Raw genomic sequence first — 14,898 nt, forward strand, 5'->3', positions numbered from 1 at the left:
CGAGGTACCTCCATGGTGCACAGCATGACCGCCTTCGCCCGCGTCGAAAAAGCCGGCGCCCAAGGCACCCTCAGCTGGGAATTGCGCTCGGTCAACAGCCGTTACCTGGAGCCGCACCTGCGCCTGCCCGAGTCTTTCCGTGACCTCGAAGGCGCCGTGCGTGAAGCGCTGCGCCAGGGCATTTCCCGCGGCAAGCTGGAATGCACCCTGCGCTTTACCGAAGAAACCACCGGCAAACCGTTGCAGGTCGACCGCGACCGCGCCGCGCAACTGGTCGCCGCCGCCGAAACCATCGCCGGCCTGATCAAGCAGCCCGCCGCGCTGAACCCCCTGGAAGTGCTCGCCTGGCCCGGCGTGCTCGTGGCCGACGCCACCGACCCGCAAGCCTTGAACGCCGAAGCGCTGGCCCTCTTCACCCAGGGCTTGCACGAACTCAAGGCCGGCCGCGAGCGCGAGGGCGCCGAACTGGCCCGCCTGATCAACGAGCGTCTGACGTCGATCGAAGCAGACGTCGTCACCCTGCGTGAACTCGTACCGCAAATGCTCGCCACCCAGCGCCAGAAGGTCCTGGACCGCTTCGCCGACATGAAGGCCGACCTCGATCCCGTGCGCCTTGAGCAGGAAATGGTGTTATTGGCGCAAAAGAGTGACGTCGCCGAAGAACTCGACCGCCTGAGCACCCATATCCTCGAAGTGCGCCGCGTGCTCAAGTCCGGCGGTGCCGCCGGTCGGCGCCTGGACTTCCTGATGCAGGAACTCAACCGCGAAGCCAATACACTGGGCTCCAAAGCGTTCGATCCGCGCAGCACCACCGCTGCGGTCAACCTCAAAGTGTTGATCGAGCAGATGCGCGAACAAGTACAGAATATTGAGTAAGGCAACCTCCATGAACCACAGCACCGGCACCCTTTACATCATTTCCGCCCCCTCGGGCGCGGGCAAGAGCAGTCTGGTCAAGGCCCTGACCGACGCTGACGAGCAGATCCGCATTTCGGTTTCCCACACCACGCGCGCCATGCGCCCGGGTGAAGAGAACGGCGTGCATTATCACTTCGTCGAGCGTACCGAGTTCGTCAAGATGATCGAGCACGGCGACTTCCTGGAGCGCGCCGAAGTGTTCGGCAACCTCTACGGCACCTCGCAAAGCCACCTGCAGCAGACGCTGGACGAAGGCCACGACCTGATTCTGGAAATCGACTGGCAGGGCGCCGAACAAGTGCGCCAACTGATGCCCAAGGCGCGTTCGATCTTCATCCTGCCGCCCTCGCTTGAAGCCTTGCACCAGCGCCTGACCAACCGTGGCCAGGACAGCGACGAGATCATCGAAGGCCGCATGCGTGAAGCCGTCAGCGAAATGAGCCACTACGTCGACTACGACTACCTGATCATCAACGACGACTTTGCCCACGCACTGGATGATTTGAAGGCGATTTTCCGCGCCAACCAGTTGCAGCAAAAGCGTCAACAGCAGCGTTTCGGCAAATTACTCGCCGAACTGCTTGGCTGATTGGCCCTTCCCAAAACCGCTGCGAGGGCTTTACATTGGCACTTGTAGCGGTTTCGCGAGGGCCTGCTAAAAATCAGCGCTTCCCTAAACGCCGGTGATTTTTTAAACTGCTCAGTCCGCTCGCCCAACCGGGCAGCGCGCATCTTGCATTCGCTCCGAGGAATACCATGGCCCGCGTAACCGTTGAAGACTGCCTAGAACACGTGGATAACCGCTTTGAGCTGGTCATGCTCTCTACCAAGCGTGCCCGTCAACTGGCCACTGGCGGCAAAGAGCCCCTGGTCCAGTGGGAAAACGACAAACCTACCGTTGTAGCCCTGCGTGAAATCGCAGAAGGCCTGATGAGCTATGAGTTCATCGCCAACGCTGAAATCGTTGAAGACGAACCGCTGTTCGCAGCGTTCGAGGACGAGTCCAACGAGGCCGTCTAAGCCTATGCCTGGTCGACGTAGCACGGCGCGGGGTCACAACCTTCGGCAGGAGTTCACACTTTGCCGAGCATAGACGCCCTCGCCGATCGCTTATCGGCCTACCTCGGCCCCGACCAGGTCAACCTGGTCCGCCGAGCGTATTTCTACGCCGAACAGGCTCACGACGGCCAACGCCGTCGGAGCGGCGAGGCGTATGTCACCCATCCTCTTGCGGTGGCCAATATCCTGGCCGACATGCACATGGACCATCAGAGCCTGATGGCCGCGATGCTGCATGACGTGATCGAAGACACCGGCATCGCCAAGGAAGCGCTCAGCGCGCAATTTGGCGAAACCGTGGCCGAACTGGTCGACGGGGTCAGCAAACTGACCCAGATGAACTTCGAAACCAAGGCCGAAGCCCAGGCGGAAAACTTCCAGAAGATGGCCATGGCCATGGCCCGCGATATCCGCGTGATCCTGGTCAAGCTGGCCGACCGGCTGCACAACATGCGCACGCTGGAAGTGCTCTCCGGCGAAAAACGCCGGCGCATCGCCAAGGAAACCCTGGAAATCTACGCGCCCATCGCCAACCGGCTGGGCATGCATGCCATTCGTATCGAGTTCGAAGACCTCGGCTTCAAGGCCATGCACCCGATGCGCTCGGCGCGCATTTACCAGGCGGTCAAGCGCGCCCGGGGCAACCGCAAGGAAATCGTCAACAAGATCGAAGAGTCCCTGAGCCATTGCCTGGCGGTCGACGAGATCGAAGGCGAAGTCAGCGGGCGGCAGAAACACATCTACGGCATCTACAAGAAGATGCGCGGCAAGCGTCGGGCCTTCAACGAGATCATGGACGTGTATGCGTTCAGGATCATCGTCGACAAGGTCGACACCTGCTACCGCGTGCTGGGCGCTGTACATAATTTGTACAAACCTTTGCCGGGTCGTTTCAAAGACTACATCGCCATTCCCAAGGCCAACGGCTACCAGTCGCTGCATACCACGCTGTTCGGTATGCACGGTGTGCCGATCGAGATCCAGATCCGCACCCGCGAGATGGAAGAGATGGCCAACAACGGCATCGCGGCGCACTGGCTGTACAAGTCCAGCGGCGACGAGCAGCCAAAAGGCACCCATGCCCGTGCCCGCCAGTGGGTCAAGGGCGTGCTGGAAATGCAGCAACGTGCCGGCAACTCCCTGGAATTCATTGAAAGCGTGAAGATCGACCTGTTCCCGGACGAGGTCTACGTGTTCACGCCCAAGGGCCGGATCATGGAGCTGCCCAAAGGCTCCACGGCGGTGGACTTTGCCTACGCGGTGCACACCGATGTGGGCAACAGCTGCATCGCCTGCCGCATCAACCGACGCCTGGCCCCGCTGTCAGAACCGCTGCAAAGCGGCTCCACGGTGGAGATCGTCAGTGCGCCGGGCGCGCGGCCGAACCCGGCCTGGCTCAACTTCGTGGTCACCGGCAAGGCGCGTACGCACATCCGCCACGCCTTGAAACTGCAGCGCCGTTCCGAATCCATCAGCCTGGGCGAACGCCTGCTGAACAAGGTACTCAACGGTTTTGACAGCGCCCTGGACAAGATCCCGCAGGAGCGGGTGCAAGCGATGCTCCACGAGTATCGCCAGGAAACCATCGAAGACCTGCTCGAAGATATCGGCCTGGGCAACCGCATGGCCTACGTGGTTGCGCGTCGCCTGCTCGGCGAAGGCGAACAGCTACCGAGCCCCGAAGGCCCGCTGGCGATTCGCGGCACCGAGGGCCTGGTGCTCAGCTATGCCAAGTGCTGCACGCCGATTCCGGGCGACCCGATTGTCGGCCATTTGTCGGCGGGCAAAGGCATGGTGGTGCACCTGGACAACTGCCGCAATATCACCGAAATCCGCCACAACCCGGAAAAATGCATCCAGCTTTCGTGGGCCAAGGATGTCACCGGCGAATTCAATGTCGAGCTGCGCGTGGAGCTCGAGCACCAACGCGGCTTGATCGCCCTGCTGGCCAGCAGCGTCAACGCGGCCGACGGCAATATCGAGAAAATCAGCATGGACGAACGCGATGGGCGCATCAGCGTGGTCCAGCTGGTGGTCAGCGTGCACGACCGTGTGCACCTGGCCCGCGTGATCAAGAAACTGCGTGCGTTGACCGGAGTGATCCGCATCACCCGCATGCGCGCGTAGTTCTTCAAGCAAGCCATCGCCCATTACAAGGAGTCATTCATGACCAAGACAGTAATCACCAGCGACAAAGCCCCTGCCGCCATCGGTACTTATTCCCAGGCGATCAAGGCGGGCAACACCGTCTACATGTCCGGCCAGATCCCGCTGGACCCAAAGACCATGGAACTGGTGGAAGGCTTCGAAGCACAGACCGTGCAGGTCTTCGAAAACCTCAAGTCCGTGGCTGAAGCAGCTGGCGGTTCGTTCAAGGACATCGTCAAGCTGAACATCTTCCTCACCGACCTGAGCCACTTCGCCAAGGTCAACGAGATCATGGGCAAGTACTTCGAACAGCCCTACCCAGCCCGCGCCGCCATCGGCGTTGCCGCCCTGCCAAAGGGTGCGCAGGTTGAAATGGACGCGATTCTGGTCATCGAATAAAAAACCCGGCGCAGCCTCAACCGCTGCGCCGACTTCGTTTCAGAAGGATTTAGTCATGCGCAAAGCGCTTATCGCCTCTTCGTTGTTCGCCCTGCTGCTCGGCGGCTGTGCCAGCAACCCTGCCGATCTGGATGTGAGCGGTACCTGGATCAACCAGGCCGCCATTGATGCGGCAGCCAAGGGCGGCCCTTTGCGTGAAGCCTTGCAGACCTTTGGCCCGAACCTGGAATGGGAGGTCAACACCAAGGCCTTGCAGGCCCGCTACTACAACGGTTTTGAAGTCGCGGAAGGCAAGCTGCTGAGCGAAAAACCCGGGGCCTGGAGTGTGGACTTCTACGGCAGCTCTGCCACCGAGCTCAAGCGTAAAGGCAAAAAGCTGCTGCAACTGGCCAACGATAATGAGCCCGAGCAGCTGTTCACGCGCCCCCAGGACCCGGCTCCAGAAGGCGCGCCCCTGGGCGCCAACTTCGAGCGGGCGCTCTATGCAGCCTATATGGGCGGCGACTGGAAGATCACCGACGGCGTCGGCAATGGCGCAACGGTTCAGTTTCAGGCCAACGGTAAAGTCGCCGGCCTGCCTGGCGCCGACCAGTATTCCCTGTGCCTGGCCGGGGATTGCGCCTCCATGAGCGGTGGTTACGACAGCCTCTGGCTGCAGGAAAATGGCGTGGGCAACCCGTGGATCTTTGCGCGCAAAGGCAAGCAACTGGAAATCTTCCAGGCAATTAACACCGCGCAGGCCGATGAAGTGCCTTCCTTCACGCCTGGCCAGCGCCAATGGCTGCTTGAAAAGCAATAACGGCTGCGACACAAATCCAAATGTAGGAGGGGGCTTGCCCCCGATAGCGTTTCTTCAGTCAAACTCTCTTCGGCTGACACACCGTTATCGGGGGCAAGCCCCCTCCCACATTTTGATCGAGTTCAGCCCTTCAGGATCGCCGCATAACCTTCGCGGTAAGTCGGGTACGTTGGCACCCACCCCAGCGCCTTGACGCGCGCATTGCTGCATTGCTTGCTGCCCGCGCGTCGCACACTGGCGTCCTCGGACCACTCTGTCACGCCCAGGTACTCGCGCAACCAGCCCACCACCTCGGCCAATGGCGCCGGCGCATCGTCTACGCCGATATAAACCTTGTCCAGCGAACCACCCTGCTCCACATGGCGCAGCAAAAACGCCAGCAAGCCCGCCGCGTCGTCCGCGTGAATCCGGTTGCCATATAAAGGCGGGTCAATTGCCACTCGGTAACCTTGGCGTACCTGGGTCAATAGCCACTCGCGGCCCGGGCCGTAAATACCGGTCAATCGCACGATGCTCGCCGGGATGCCACTGTTGAGCGCGACCTGCTCGGCTTCAAGCATGACCTGCCCGGAATATCCCTTCGCCTGGGTTTCAGAGGTTTCGTCGACCCATTCGCCGTTCTGCTGGCCATATACGCTACTGCTGGACACGAACACCAGATGCTTGGGTTCCTGGCCGTAATCCTGCAGCCACTCCAGCACATGCTTCAGACCCTGCACATACGCCGCGCGATAGCCGGCCTCATCGTGGTCGGTCGCTGCAGCGCAATACACCAGGTAATCCACACCACCAATCGGCCAGGTCTCGGGGCAGTCTTTATTGAACAGGTCGCCAGCAATGCCGATCACGCCGTCGGGAAGGCGCGAAATATCGCGGCGCAGGCCATGAACCTCCCATCCTCCGGCCAGCAATTGGCTAGCCAGCCGACTACCCACATCGCCGCAACCGGCAATCACAACAGAAGGCGCAGACATCATAAAACTCCATTCTTAAAGGCGCAGATTAGCCGCGCGAGAGGAGCAACGGCCAGTAAAAAGCGAAATAAAGTAACAGTGCCACTTTAGTTAACAAGAATTACTTGCAATAATAACCACCCATTTGTCCTCGACCCGCAGGGGTCTGGCAGGACGATCACCCATTATTTTCTCTCAGGTCCGGCCAGCATGACACGTCATACAAACCCCGCTTCGCCAACCAAGCCTCACAGCCCATCCCGCGCCTGGCGTGCGATTGCTGCGATGCTGTTCAGCGTACTGCTGGCGCCGACCGCCGCGTTCGCTGATGCCACCGCACCGGCCGCTCCAGCCGCTGCCGAGCAGAATGCCACCACCCCAGCGGCCGCGCCGACTGCCACCGACCCGGCCCAGGCTGCAGCCCCTGCTGACGAAACCGGCGTGGTGCTGGAAGAAGACAACACCCTCGGCATGGCACACGACCTGTCCCCGTGGGGCATGTACCAGAACGCCGACGTGGTGGTGAAAGCCGTGATGATCGGCCTGGCCATCGCCTCGATCATTACCTGGACCATCTGGATCGCCAAAGGCTTCGAGCTGCTGGGCGCCAAGCGTCGTCTGCGTACCGAAATCGTCCACCTGAAAAAGGCCACCACCCTCAAGGAAGCGAGTGAAACCGCGACCAAGAAGGGCACCCTGGCCAACCTGCTGGTCCATGACGCCCTGGAAGAAATGCGCCTGTCCGCCAACACCCGCGAAAAAGAAGGCATCAAGGAGCGTGTGAGCTTTCGCCTGGAGCGCCTGGTGGCGGCTTGCGGTCGCAACATGAGCAGTGGCACCGGCGTGCTGGCGACTATCGGTTCCACCGCCCCCTTCGTCGGCCTGTTCGGTACTGTGTGGGGGATCATGAACAGCTTCATCGGCATCGCGAAAACCCAGACCACCAACCTCGCCGTAGTGGCCCCCGGCATCGCCGAAGCCCTGCTGGCTACCGCCCTGGGCCTGGTTGCCGCGATTCCTGCGGTGGTGATCTACAACGTCTTCGCCCGTTCGATCGCCGGCTACAAGGCCCAGGTGTCGGATGCGTCGGCAGAAGTCCTGCTGCTGGTCAGCCGCGACCTCGATCACCTGCCTACCGAGCGCAGCTCGCAACCGCACATGGTGAAAGTGGGGTAATCGGCCATGGGCCTGCATTTGAATCAAGGCGACGATGAACTCGTCGAGAACCACGAAATCAACGTCACGCCGTTTATCGACGTGATGCTGGTGTTGCTGATCATCTTCATGGTGGCGGCACCGTTGGCCACCGTGGACATCAAGGTTGACCTTCCTGCCTCCAGCGCCAAGCCGGCGCCACGGCCGGAGAAGCCGATCTTCCTCAGTGTGAAGGCGGACCAGCGCCTGTTCCTGGGCGAAGAAGAAGTCAAGGCTGAAACCCTGGGGCCGGTGCTCGACGCCAAGACCCAGGGCAAGAAAGACACGACGATCTTCTTCCAGGCCGACAAGGGCGTGGACTACGGCGACCTGATGGGCGTGATGGATGCCCTGCGGGCGGCCGGCTACCTCAAGGTAGGCCTGGTCGGACTTGAGACGGCAGCCAAGAAATGATCACGACGCGCCACAAACTGACGCGTTATGGCACCAGCCTCGCAGTCGTGCTGGGCGTGCATGCCGTCGCGATCATCATCGCCCTTCAATGGTCCGCGCCGCAGGCGATCCCGTTGCCACCGGCCGCGATGGTCATCGACCTGGCCCCCCTGCCGGCGCCACCGCCGCCTCCGGCACCGCCCAAGGTCGTGGCACCACCACCGCCGCCGGTCGAAGAGCTGCCTTTGCCGAAACTGGCCGAGGCGCCCAAGCCGACGATCCAGGTGCCCAAGCCGGTCAAGCCCAAGCCCAAGCCACAACCGCCCAAGCCGGTGGAGAAAAAGCCCGATCCGCCCAAGGAAAAACCTTCCGAGGAGCCACCGAGCGAAACACCGCCGAGCAACGCGCCTGCGCAAAAATCTGCCCAGCCTGCTCCCGGTCCATCGGCGCAACAGCTGGCGGCCCAGGCATCCTGGCAAAGCACCCTGCTGGCGCACCTGCAGAAGTACAAGAAGTACCCGCCGGGCGCCCAGCAGCGTGGCAAGGAAGGCATGAACCGCTTGCGCTTCGTGGTTGATGGCGAAGGCAATGTGCTGTCTTACGAACTGGAAGGCCGCTCCGGCAACGCCGACCTGGACCGTGCGACGCTGGAGATGATCCGCAAGGCGCAACCCTTGCCCAAGCCGCCCGCCGACCTGTTGAAAAACGGCAGCGTGGAACTCGTCGCACCGTTCGTTTACAACATCGACAAGCGTCGCCGTTAGCAGAACCGTGTGGGAGGGGCCCGTTCCCTCCCACATGCATCTGCAGCGAATCAGCAAAATTACCGACACTCCCCGCTCAATCCCCAGCAAAGTTCTGATAACGTGCGTCTATCGATTGCAGCCGGTATGCTTGGCCCGCAACCTCATGGACGCCCGCTATGACTCTTACAGAATTACGCTACATCGTGACCCTCGCCCAAGAGCAGCACTTTGGCCACGCGGCCGAGCGTTGCCACGTCAGCCAGCCGACGCTGTCGGTGGGTGTGAAAAAGCTTGAAGACGAACTCGGTGTGCTGATTTTCGAGCGCAGCAAGAGCGCCGTGCGCCTCACCCCCGTGGGCGAAGGCATCGTTGCCCAGGCCCAGAAGGTACTGGAGCAAGCGCAAAGCATTCGCGAACTGGCCCAGGCTGGCAAGAACCAGCTGACCGCACCGCTCAAGGTCGGCGCCATCTACACCGTCGGGCCCTACCTGTTCCCGCACCTGATCCCGCAACTGCACCGCGTTGCGCCGCAGATGCCGCTGTATATCGAAGAAAACTTCACCCACGTGCTGCGCGACAAACTGCGCAACGGTGAGCTGGACGCGATCATCATCGCCCTGCCGTTCAACGAGGCGGACGTACTGACCCTGCCGCTCTACGACGAACCGTTCTACGTACTGATGCCCGCATCGCACCCCTGGACCAAGAAGGACACCATCGATGCCGGCCTGCTCAATGACAAGAGCCTGCTGCTGCTCGGTGAAGGCCACTGCTTCCGCGACCAGGTACTGGAAGCCTGTCCGACCCTGACCAAGGGCAATGACGGCGCCAAGCACACCACAGTGGAATCCAGCTCTCTGGAGACCATTCGCCATATGGTCGCTTCCGGCCTGGGTATTTCGATCCTGCCGCTGTCGGCGGTAGACAGCCATCACTACGCCCCTGGCGTGATCGAAGTGCGCCCACTCACGCCACCGGTGCCCTTCCGCACCGTGGCCATCGCCTGGCGCGCCAGCTTTCCGCGACCAAAAGCGATTGAGATTCTCGCCGACTCGATACGCCTGTGCTCGGTGGCCAAACCGCCTGCTGCGAGCTAAGTAACGGTATGACAGAGCTGTCGCAGGTGCCGGTGACCGCACTCAAGGGTGTCGGTGAGGCCATGGCCGAGAAACTGGCCAAGGTCGGTCTGGAAAATCTTCAGGACGTGCTGTTCCACCTGCCGCTGCGCTACCAGGACCGCACCCGCGTCGTGCCCATCGGCCAGTTGCGTCCTGGCCAGGACGCGGTGATCGAGGGCACCGTCAGCGGCGCCGACGTGGTGATGGGCAAGCGCCGCAGCCTGGTGGTGCGCCTGCAGGACGGCACCGGTGGCCTGAGCCTGCGCTTTTACCATTTCAGCAATGCGCAGAAAGAAGGCCTCAAGCGCGGCACCCGTGTACGCTGCTACGGCGAAGCCCGCCCTGGCGCCTCGGGCCTGGAGATCTACCACCCCGAGTACCGCGCCATTACCGGCGACGAACCGCCACCGGTGGACACCACCCTCACACCGATCTACCCGCTGACCGAAGGCCTTACCCAGCAGCGCCTGCGCCAGCTGTGCATGCAAACCCTGACGATGCTCGGCCCGCAAAGCCTGCCCGACTGGCTGCCACTGGAGCTGGCCCGCGATTATCAGCTGGCACCGCTGGCGGATGCGATTCGCTACCTGCATCACCCACCGGCCGACGCCGATGTCGATGAACTCGCCCTCGGCCATCACTGGGCTCAGCATCGCCTGGCCTTCGAAGAATTGCTCACCCATCAGCTGTCCCAGCAACGCCTGCGCGAAAGCATGCGCTCGTTGCGCGCACCAGCCATGCCCAAAGCCACACGCTTGCCCGCGCAGTACCTGGCCAACCTGGGTTTCGCACCGACCGGCGCCCAGCAGCGTGTCGGCAACGAAATCGCCTACGACCTCAGCCAGCAGGAGCCGATGCTGCGCCTGATCCAGGGCGATGTGGGCGCGGGCAAGACCGTGGTCGCCGCCCTCGCCGCCCTGCAGGCCCTGGAAGCCGGTTACCAGGTAGCGCTGATGGCACCCACGGAAATTCTCGCTGAACAGCACTTCATCACCTTCAAGCGCTGGCTCGAACCGCTGGGGCTGGAAGTGGCGTGGCTGGCCGGCAAGCTCAAGGGCAAGAACCGTGCGGCCGCGCTGGAGCAGATCGCTGCCGGCGCGCCCATGGTGGTGGGCACCCATGCGCTGTTCCAGGACGAAGTGCAGTTCAAGAACCTGGCGCTGGTGATCATCGACGAACAGCACCGCTTCGGCGTGCAACAGCGCCTGGCCCTGCGCCAGAAAGGCGTGGGCGGACGCATGAACCCGCACCAGTTGATCATGACCGCCACACCCATCCCGCGCACCCTGGCGATGAGCGCCTACGCCGACCTCGACACCTCGATCCTCGACGAACTGCCCCCCGGCCGTACCCCGGTCAACACCGTGCTGGTCACCGACACGCGGCGCGTCGAAGTGATCGAACGTGTGCGCGGTGCCTGCGCCGAAGGCCGCCAGGCTTACTGGGTGTGTACGCTGATCGAGGAGTCCGAAGAGCTGACCTGCCAGGCCGCCGAAACCACCTATGAAGACCTCACCAGTGCCCTGGGCGAGCTCAAGGTCGGGCTGATTCACGGGCGCATGAAACCCGCCGAAAAAGCCGCGGTGATGGCCGAATTCAAGGCCGGCAACCTGCAACTGCTGGTGGCCACCACGGTGATCGAAGTCGGCGTGGACGTGCCCAACGCCAGCCTGATGATCATTGAAAACCCCGAGCGCCTGGGCCTGGCGCAATTGCACCAATTGCGTGGCCGCGTCGGCCGGGGCAGCGCCGCCAGCCATTGCGTGCTGCTGTATCACCCGCCACTGTCGCAGATCGGCCGCCAACGGCTGGGGATCATGCGCGAAACCAACGATGGCTTTGTCATCGCCGAAAAAGACCTGGAGCTGCGCGGGCCGGGTGAAATGTTAGGCACCCGCCAAACCGGCTTGCTGCAATTCAAGGTCGCCGATCTGATGCGCGACGCCGACCTGTTGCCCGCTGTGCGCGATGCGGCGCAAGCGCTGCTGGAACGCTGGCCGGAGCATGTCAGCCCATTGCTCAACCGCTGGCTGCGGCACGGGCAGCAATATGGCCAAGTGTGACGCCGGACTCACTTATCCGACCTACACCTGTATCAAGCTGGTTATACTCCAATGAATGTAAGAAATTGGATCCGGCCATGTCAGAAGTTGCCCTCGCTACAGCCCCACTGACCGCCCCACCGGTCATTCGGGCGCTGCTCGCAAAGCTCGCCATTCCCTACACGGAAGTCATCGAACAGACTGGCCTGAACCCTGCACGAAAGGTCCAGGCGGTACTGCTCGAAGACGCCGTTGGCGCGCTCATGGTGCTGTTCCCCCAGAGCCAGTTGCTCGACCTCAACCGTCTGACCGAACTGACCGGTCGCCGCCTCACGGCCGTGGCGCCGGAGCGCGTCGAGCGCATGCTGGGCAAGCATGAGCTGAACCTGCTGCCGGGCCTGCCGCCGCTCACCAGTTCGCCCTGCCTGTATGAAGGCAGCCTGCTCAACGAGCCGAGTCTATTGGTGCATTCGGGCGAAGCCGGGCTGCTGCTGGAAATCGCCAGCGAGCACTTCAAGATTATGCTGACCAAGGCCAGTGCCGCGCAGTTCGGCGAGCCACTGAGCAACATTCGCCCCAACCTCGACCGCCCCAACGATGACCGTGAGGAAATCACCCAGGCGATGCAGGCATTCACCGCGCGCCGTATCCAGCAACGCCTGGAAGCGACCATCGAGATCCCGCCGCTGGCCGACACCGCGCAGAAGATCATCAAACTGCGCGTCGACCCCAACGCCACCATCGACGACATCACCGGCGTGGTGGAAACCGACCCGGCCCTGGCCGCCCAAGTGGTGAGCTGGGCGGCGTCGCCCTACTACGCATCGCCCGGCAAGATCCGTTCGGTGGAAGACGCCATCGTGCGCGTGCTGGGCTTCGATCTGGTGATCAACCTGGCGCTGGGCCTGGCCTTGGGCAAAACCCTGAGCCTGCCCAAGGACCGCCCGCACCAGTCCACGCCGTACTGGCACCAGTCGATCTACACCGCTGCCGTGATCGAAGGCCTGACCCGCGCCATGCCCCGTGCCCAGCGCCCGGAAGCCGGCCTGACCTACCTTGCCGGCTTGCTGCACAACTTTGGCTATCTGCTGCTGGCCCATGTGTTCCCGCCGCACTTCTCGCTGATCTGCCGCCACCTGGAGGTCAATCCGCACTTGTGCCACAGCTATGTGGAGCAACACCTGTTGGGCATCAGCCGCGAGCAGATCGGCGCCTGGCTGATGCGCTACTGGGACATGCCGGACGAGCTGTCCACCGCCCTGCGTTTCCAGCACGACCCGACCTACGACGGGCAATACGCCGAGTACCCGAACCTGGTGTGCCTGGCCGTGCGCCTGTTGCGCAGCCGAGGCATCGGTTCCGGGCCGGATGAGGCCATTCCCGATGCGTTGCTCGAGCGCCTGGGCTTGAGCCGTGAAAAGGCTGAGGAAGTGGTCGGCAAGGTGCTGGATGCCGAGGTGCTGTTGCGCGAGCTGGCGTCGCAGTTCACCCAGCCTTGAATGTGTAGCCTGTCAGACTGCAATCGGGGGCAAGCCCCCTCCCACATTCGACCGCATTCCAAAGCTGGAACTCGGTTAAGTGTGGGAGGGGGCTTGCCCCCGATAAATCCGCCTCGGTTTAACTGAACGCCTACTTCTTTTTCTTCGGCTTCAAATACTTGGTCAACCCCTGAAACCAGATCACCAGCGCCGGGTTGCCCTTGATCTGGATCGACTTGTCCTGAATGCCCGTCATGAACGCCAGTTGCTTGTTCTTGGCCTGCATCGTGGCGAAGCCGTAGGCGGCATCCTTGAACGCAATCGCGAACGCCGGCGCCGGGTGTACACCCGAGCGGCTGGTGATGCGCTGGTCCTTGACAATGAAGTGACGGGCAACCTTGCCGTCGAGGGTCTGCAACTGGAAGGCCAGGTCTTTGTCACCTAGCTGCTGCTGGAAGGCGGGGTTGGTGCGGCTGGCTTTGCCCATCATCAGGCCCAGCACCCACAGGAGAAGACGAAATTTCATGCACACGGCCTCGGTGTAATTATTGAGTGGCCGCAGCAGTGTAACGATTTGCAGGCAGAACGCCACCGATCTCGCGCTTTAGCGGGAGATCGGTTGGCGTTTAACGCTTATAGCAGCATGTTGCTTAAACGTTAGGGCAAGGCACCGGTGCCCAGTCGGCCAGGTTCGGATCGCGGCAGGTGCCTTCGATCTGAGTCTTGCCGGCAGAGGCGACCTGCTTGCTTTCAGCTTGCTTGGCCTGCACGGTCTGGATGCTCTTCTCGGTGGTCACCGCCTCTTTCGGCACGGTCGGGAGCACCGGCTTCTTGGCCGGTTTGACGGCTTTCTTGCCTTTGGCCGGAGCGACCACTGGCGTGGTGTCGGCGGTGGCCACGGTGACCACGTCGCTACGCTGTACGCCCACCTGCTGCAGGTCTTTTTCGTAGGCCTGGGTGTAGTTGTTCAGGTCTTCGCTGGCTTTGCCGTTGACCGCAACGATCAGGTCATTGGACTCTTTGAGGCCCGCAACGATTTCCGCCAGGCGCTTGCGGCCTTCGGTGTCGTTGACGGTCTTGGCCTTGCGGTCTGCCACCAGCTTGGTGAATGCGCTCTGGTAGCACTGTTGCGATGCCTTGGCGTAGGCGGTGCTGCGGTCGATGTCCGAGGCGCTTTTGTTGAAGTCGGTGGAGTAGGAAGCGATGCGCTGGTTGTCATCGCTGATCTGCTTCTGACGCTCGGTGTAGTAGCCCGCTGCGCCACCCGCCAGGGCGCCGCCCGCTGCGCCGATTGCGGCGTTACGGCCGCGCTTTTCCTTGTCGCCGGTCAGGGCGCCCAGCAATGCACCGCCGGCTGCGCCGATGGCGGCACCGGTCACGACCGACTTGGTCATGTTCGAGTCGGTAGCGCGCAGGTGCTGCACGGGCTCGTAGCAGTTGGGGTAGTACTCAACCTTGGTGCTCGACGCGACCTTGGACGCAGGCGACGTAGCGCAACCGGTCAACACGGTGCTGAAACCGGCCGCGATCAGCAGCAGGTGACGCTTGGAAACCGACTTACGGGAAAAAAGCATAGGTGTGATCTCGATTAAGTTTGACTTGCCCAGCACGGCCCACCGCCGCCTGAGTCCCTTCCAAGCTCGCTAGACAG

Annotated in this window: 15 protein-coding genes; 12 read left to right on the top strand and 3 right to left on the bottom strand. The window is 62.2% G+C overall.

Annotated elements, in window-relative coordinates; translation table 11 throughout:
- Window positions 1-12: 12 nt before the first annotated feature.
- The 6 genes from C4J94_RS26695 (at window position 13) to C4J94_RS26720 (ending at window position 5,323) form a co-directional block, all read left to right on the top strand.
- The gene (locus C4J94_RS26695; protein ID WP_124388764.1) at window positions 13-876 is read left to right on the top strand and encodes a YicC/YloC family endoribonuclease; all 864 of its coding nucleotides are present in this window, start codon (window positions 13-15) and stop codon (window positions 874-876) included.
- 10 nt (window positions 877-886) lie between these two features.
- Window positions 887-1,507: a guanylate kinase gene (gene gmk / locus C4J94_RS26700; protein ID WP_124388765.1), complete on the top strand. Its 621-nt coding sequence runs from the start codon at window positions 887-889 to the stop codon at window positions 1,505-1,507.
- Between the two features lie 167 nt (window positions 1,508-1,674).
- Window positions 1,675-1,938 (top strand): DNA-directed RNA polymerase subunit omega, encoded by a 264-nt coding sequence (rpoZ, locus tag C4J94_RS26705; RefSeq protein ID WP_003176920.1) that lies wholly within the window; start codon window positions 1,675-1,677, stop codon window positions 1,936-1,938.
- A gap of 60 nt (window positions 1,939-1,998) precedes the next feature.
- Entirely contained in the window at window positions 1,999-4,104 is a 2,106-nt protein-coding gene (gene spoT / locus C4J94_RS26710; RefSeq protein ID WP_124388766.1) for a bifunctional GTP diphosphokinase/guanosine-3',5'-bis pyrophosphate 3'-pyrophosphohydrolase, read from the top strand.
- Between the two features lie 39 nt (window positions 4,105-4,143).
- On the top strand, window positions 4,144-4,524 hold the full coding sequence (locus C4J94_RS26715; protein WP_003176922.1) for a RidA family protein: 381 nt from the start codon (window positions 4,144-4,146) through the stop codon (window positions 4,522-4,524).
- A gap of 55 nt (window positions 4,525-4,579) precedes the next feature.
- A complete protein-coding gene (locus tag C4J94_RS26720) occupies window positions 4,580-5,323 on the top strand; it encodes a hypothetical protein (RefSeq protein ID WP_124388767.1) in 744 nt (247 codons plus the stop codon).
- A gap of 122 nt (window positions 5,324-5,445) precedes the next feature.
- Here C4J94_RS26720 and C4J94_RS26725 read toward each other — a convergent pair whose 3' ends face one another.
- On the bottom strand, window positions 5,446-6,297 hold the full coding sequence (locus C4J94_RS26725) for an SDR family oxidoreductase (RefSeq protein ID WP_124388768.1): 852 nt from the start codon (window positions 6,295-6,297) through the stop codon (window positions 5,446-5,448).
- A 189-nt stretch (window positions 6,298-6,486) separates the two neighbouring features.
- Between C4J94_RS26725 and exbB the strand changes: the two genes are divergently transcribed.
- The 6 genes from exbB (at window position 6,487) to C4J94_RS26755 (ending at window position 13,268) form a co-directional block, all read left to right on the top strand.
- The gene (gene exbB, locus C4J94_RS26730) at window positions 6,487-7,452 is read left to right on the top strand and encodes a tonB-system energizer ExbB (RefSeq protein ID WP_124388769.1); all 966 of its coding nucleotides are present in this window, start codon (window positions 6,487-6,489) and stop codon (window positions 7,450-7,452) included.
- Window positions 7,453-7,458: 6 nt separating this feature from the next.
- Window positions 7,459-7,884, top strand: a complete 426-nt coding sequence (gene exbD, locus C4J94_RS26735; protein WP_124388770.1) for a TonB system transport protein ExbD — start codon at window positions 7,459-7,461, stop codon at window positions 7,882-7,884.
- A complete protein-coding gene (locus tag C4J94_RS26740) occupies window positions 7,881-8,627 on the top strand; it encodes an energy transducer TonB (protein WP_124388771.1) in 747 nt (248 codons plus the stop codon). The genes exbD and C4J94_RS26740 overlap by 4 nt, the downstream gene beginning before the upstream one ends.
- Window positions 8,628-8,785: 158 nt before the next feature.
- Window positions 8,786-9,706 carry a hydrogen peroxide-inducible genes activator gene (locus C4J94_RS26745; RefSeq protein ID WP_124388772.1) on the top strand — a complete coding sequence of 307 codons (921 nt, stop codon included), beginning with the start codon at window positions 8,786-8,788 and terminating at the stop codon, window positions 9,704-9,706.
- Window positions 9,707-9,714: 8 nt separating this feature from the next.
- Window positions 9,715-11,790: an ATP-dependent DNA helicase RecG gene (recG, locus tag C4J94_RS26750; RefSeq protein WP_124388773.1), complete on the top strand. Its 2,076-nt coding sequence runs from the start codon at window positions 9,715-9,717 to the stop codon at window positions 11,788-11,790.
- A gap of 77 nt (window positions 11,791-11,867) precedes the next feature.
- Window positions 11,868-13,268: an aminoacyl-tRNA deacylase and HDOD domain-containing protein gene (locus C4J94_RS26755; RefSeq protein ID WP_124388774.1), complete on the top strand. Its 1,401-nt coding sequence runs from the start codon at window positions 11,868-11,870 to the stop codon at window positions 13,266-13,268.
- 130 nt (window positions 13,269-13,398) lie between these two features.
- Here the strand turns inward: C4J94_RS26755 and C4J94_RS26760 are convergent, their stop codons facing one another.
- Window positions 13,399-13,773 carry a hypothetical protein gene (locus C4J94_RS26760; protein ID WP_003195530.1) on the bottom strand — a complete coding sequence of 125 codons (375 nt, stop codon included), beginning with the start codon at window positions 13,771-13,773 and terminating at the stop codon, window positions 13,399-13,401.
- A gap of 124 nt (window positions 13,774-13,897) precedes the next feature.
- Window positions 13,898-14,821 (bottom strand): type VI secretion system-associated lipoprotein TagQ, encoded by a 924-nt coding sequence (gene tagQ / locus C4J94_RS26765; protein ID WP_124388775.1) that lies wholly within the window; start codon window positions 14,819-14,821, stop codon window positions 13,898-13,900.
- Window positions 14,822-14,898: the final 77 nt, after the last annotated feature.

This window comes from Pseudomonas sp. R5-89-07, assembly GCF_003851685.1.
Taxonomy (GTDB): Bacteria; Pseudomonadota; Gammaproteobacteria; order Pseudomonadales; family Pseudomonadaceae; genus Aquipseudomonas.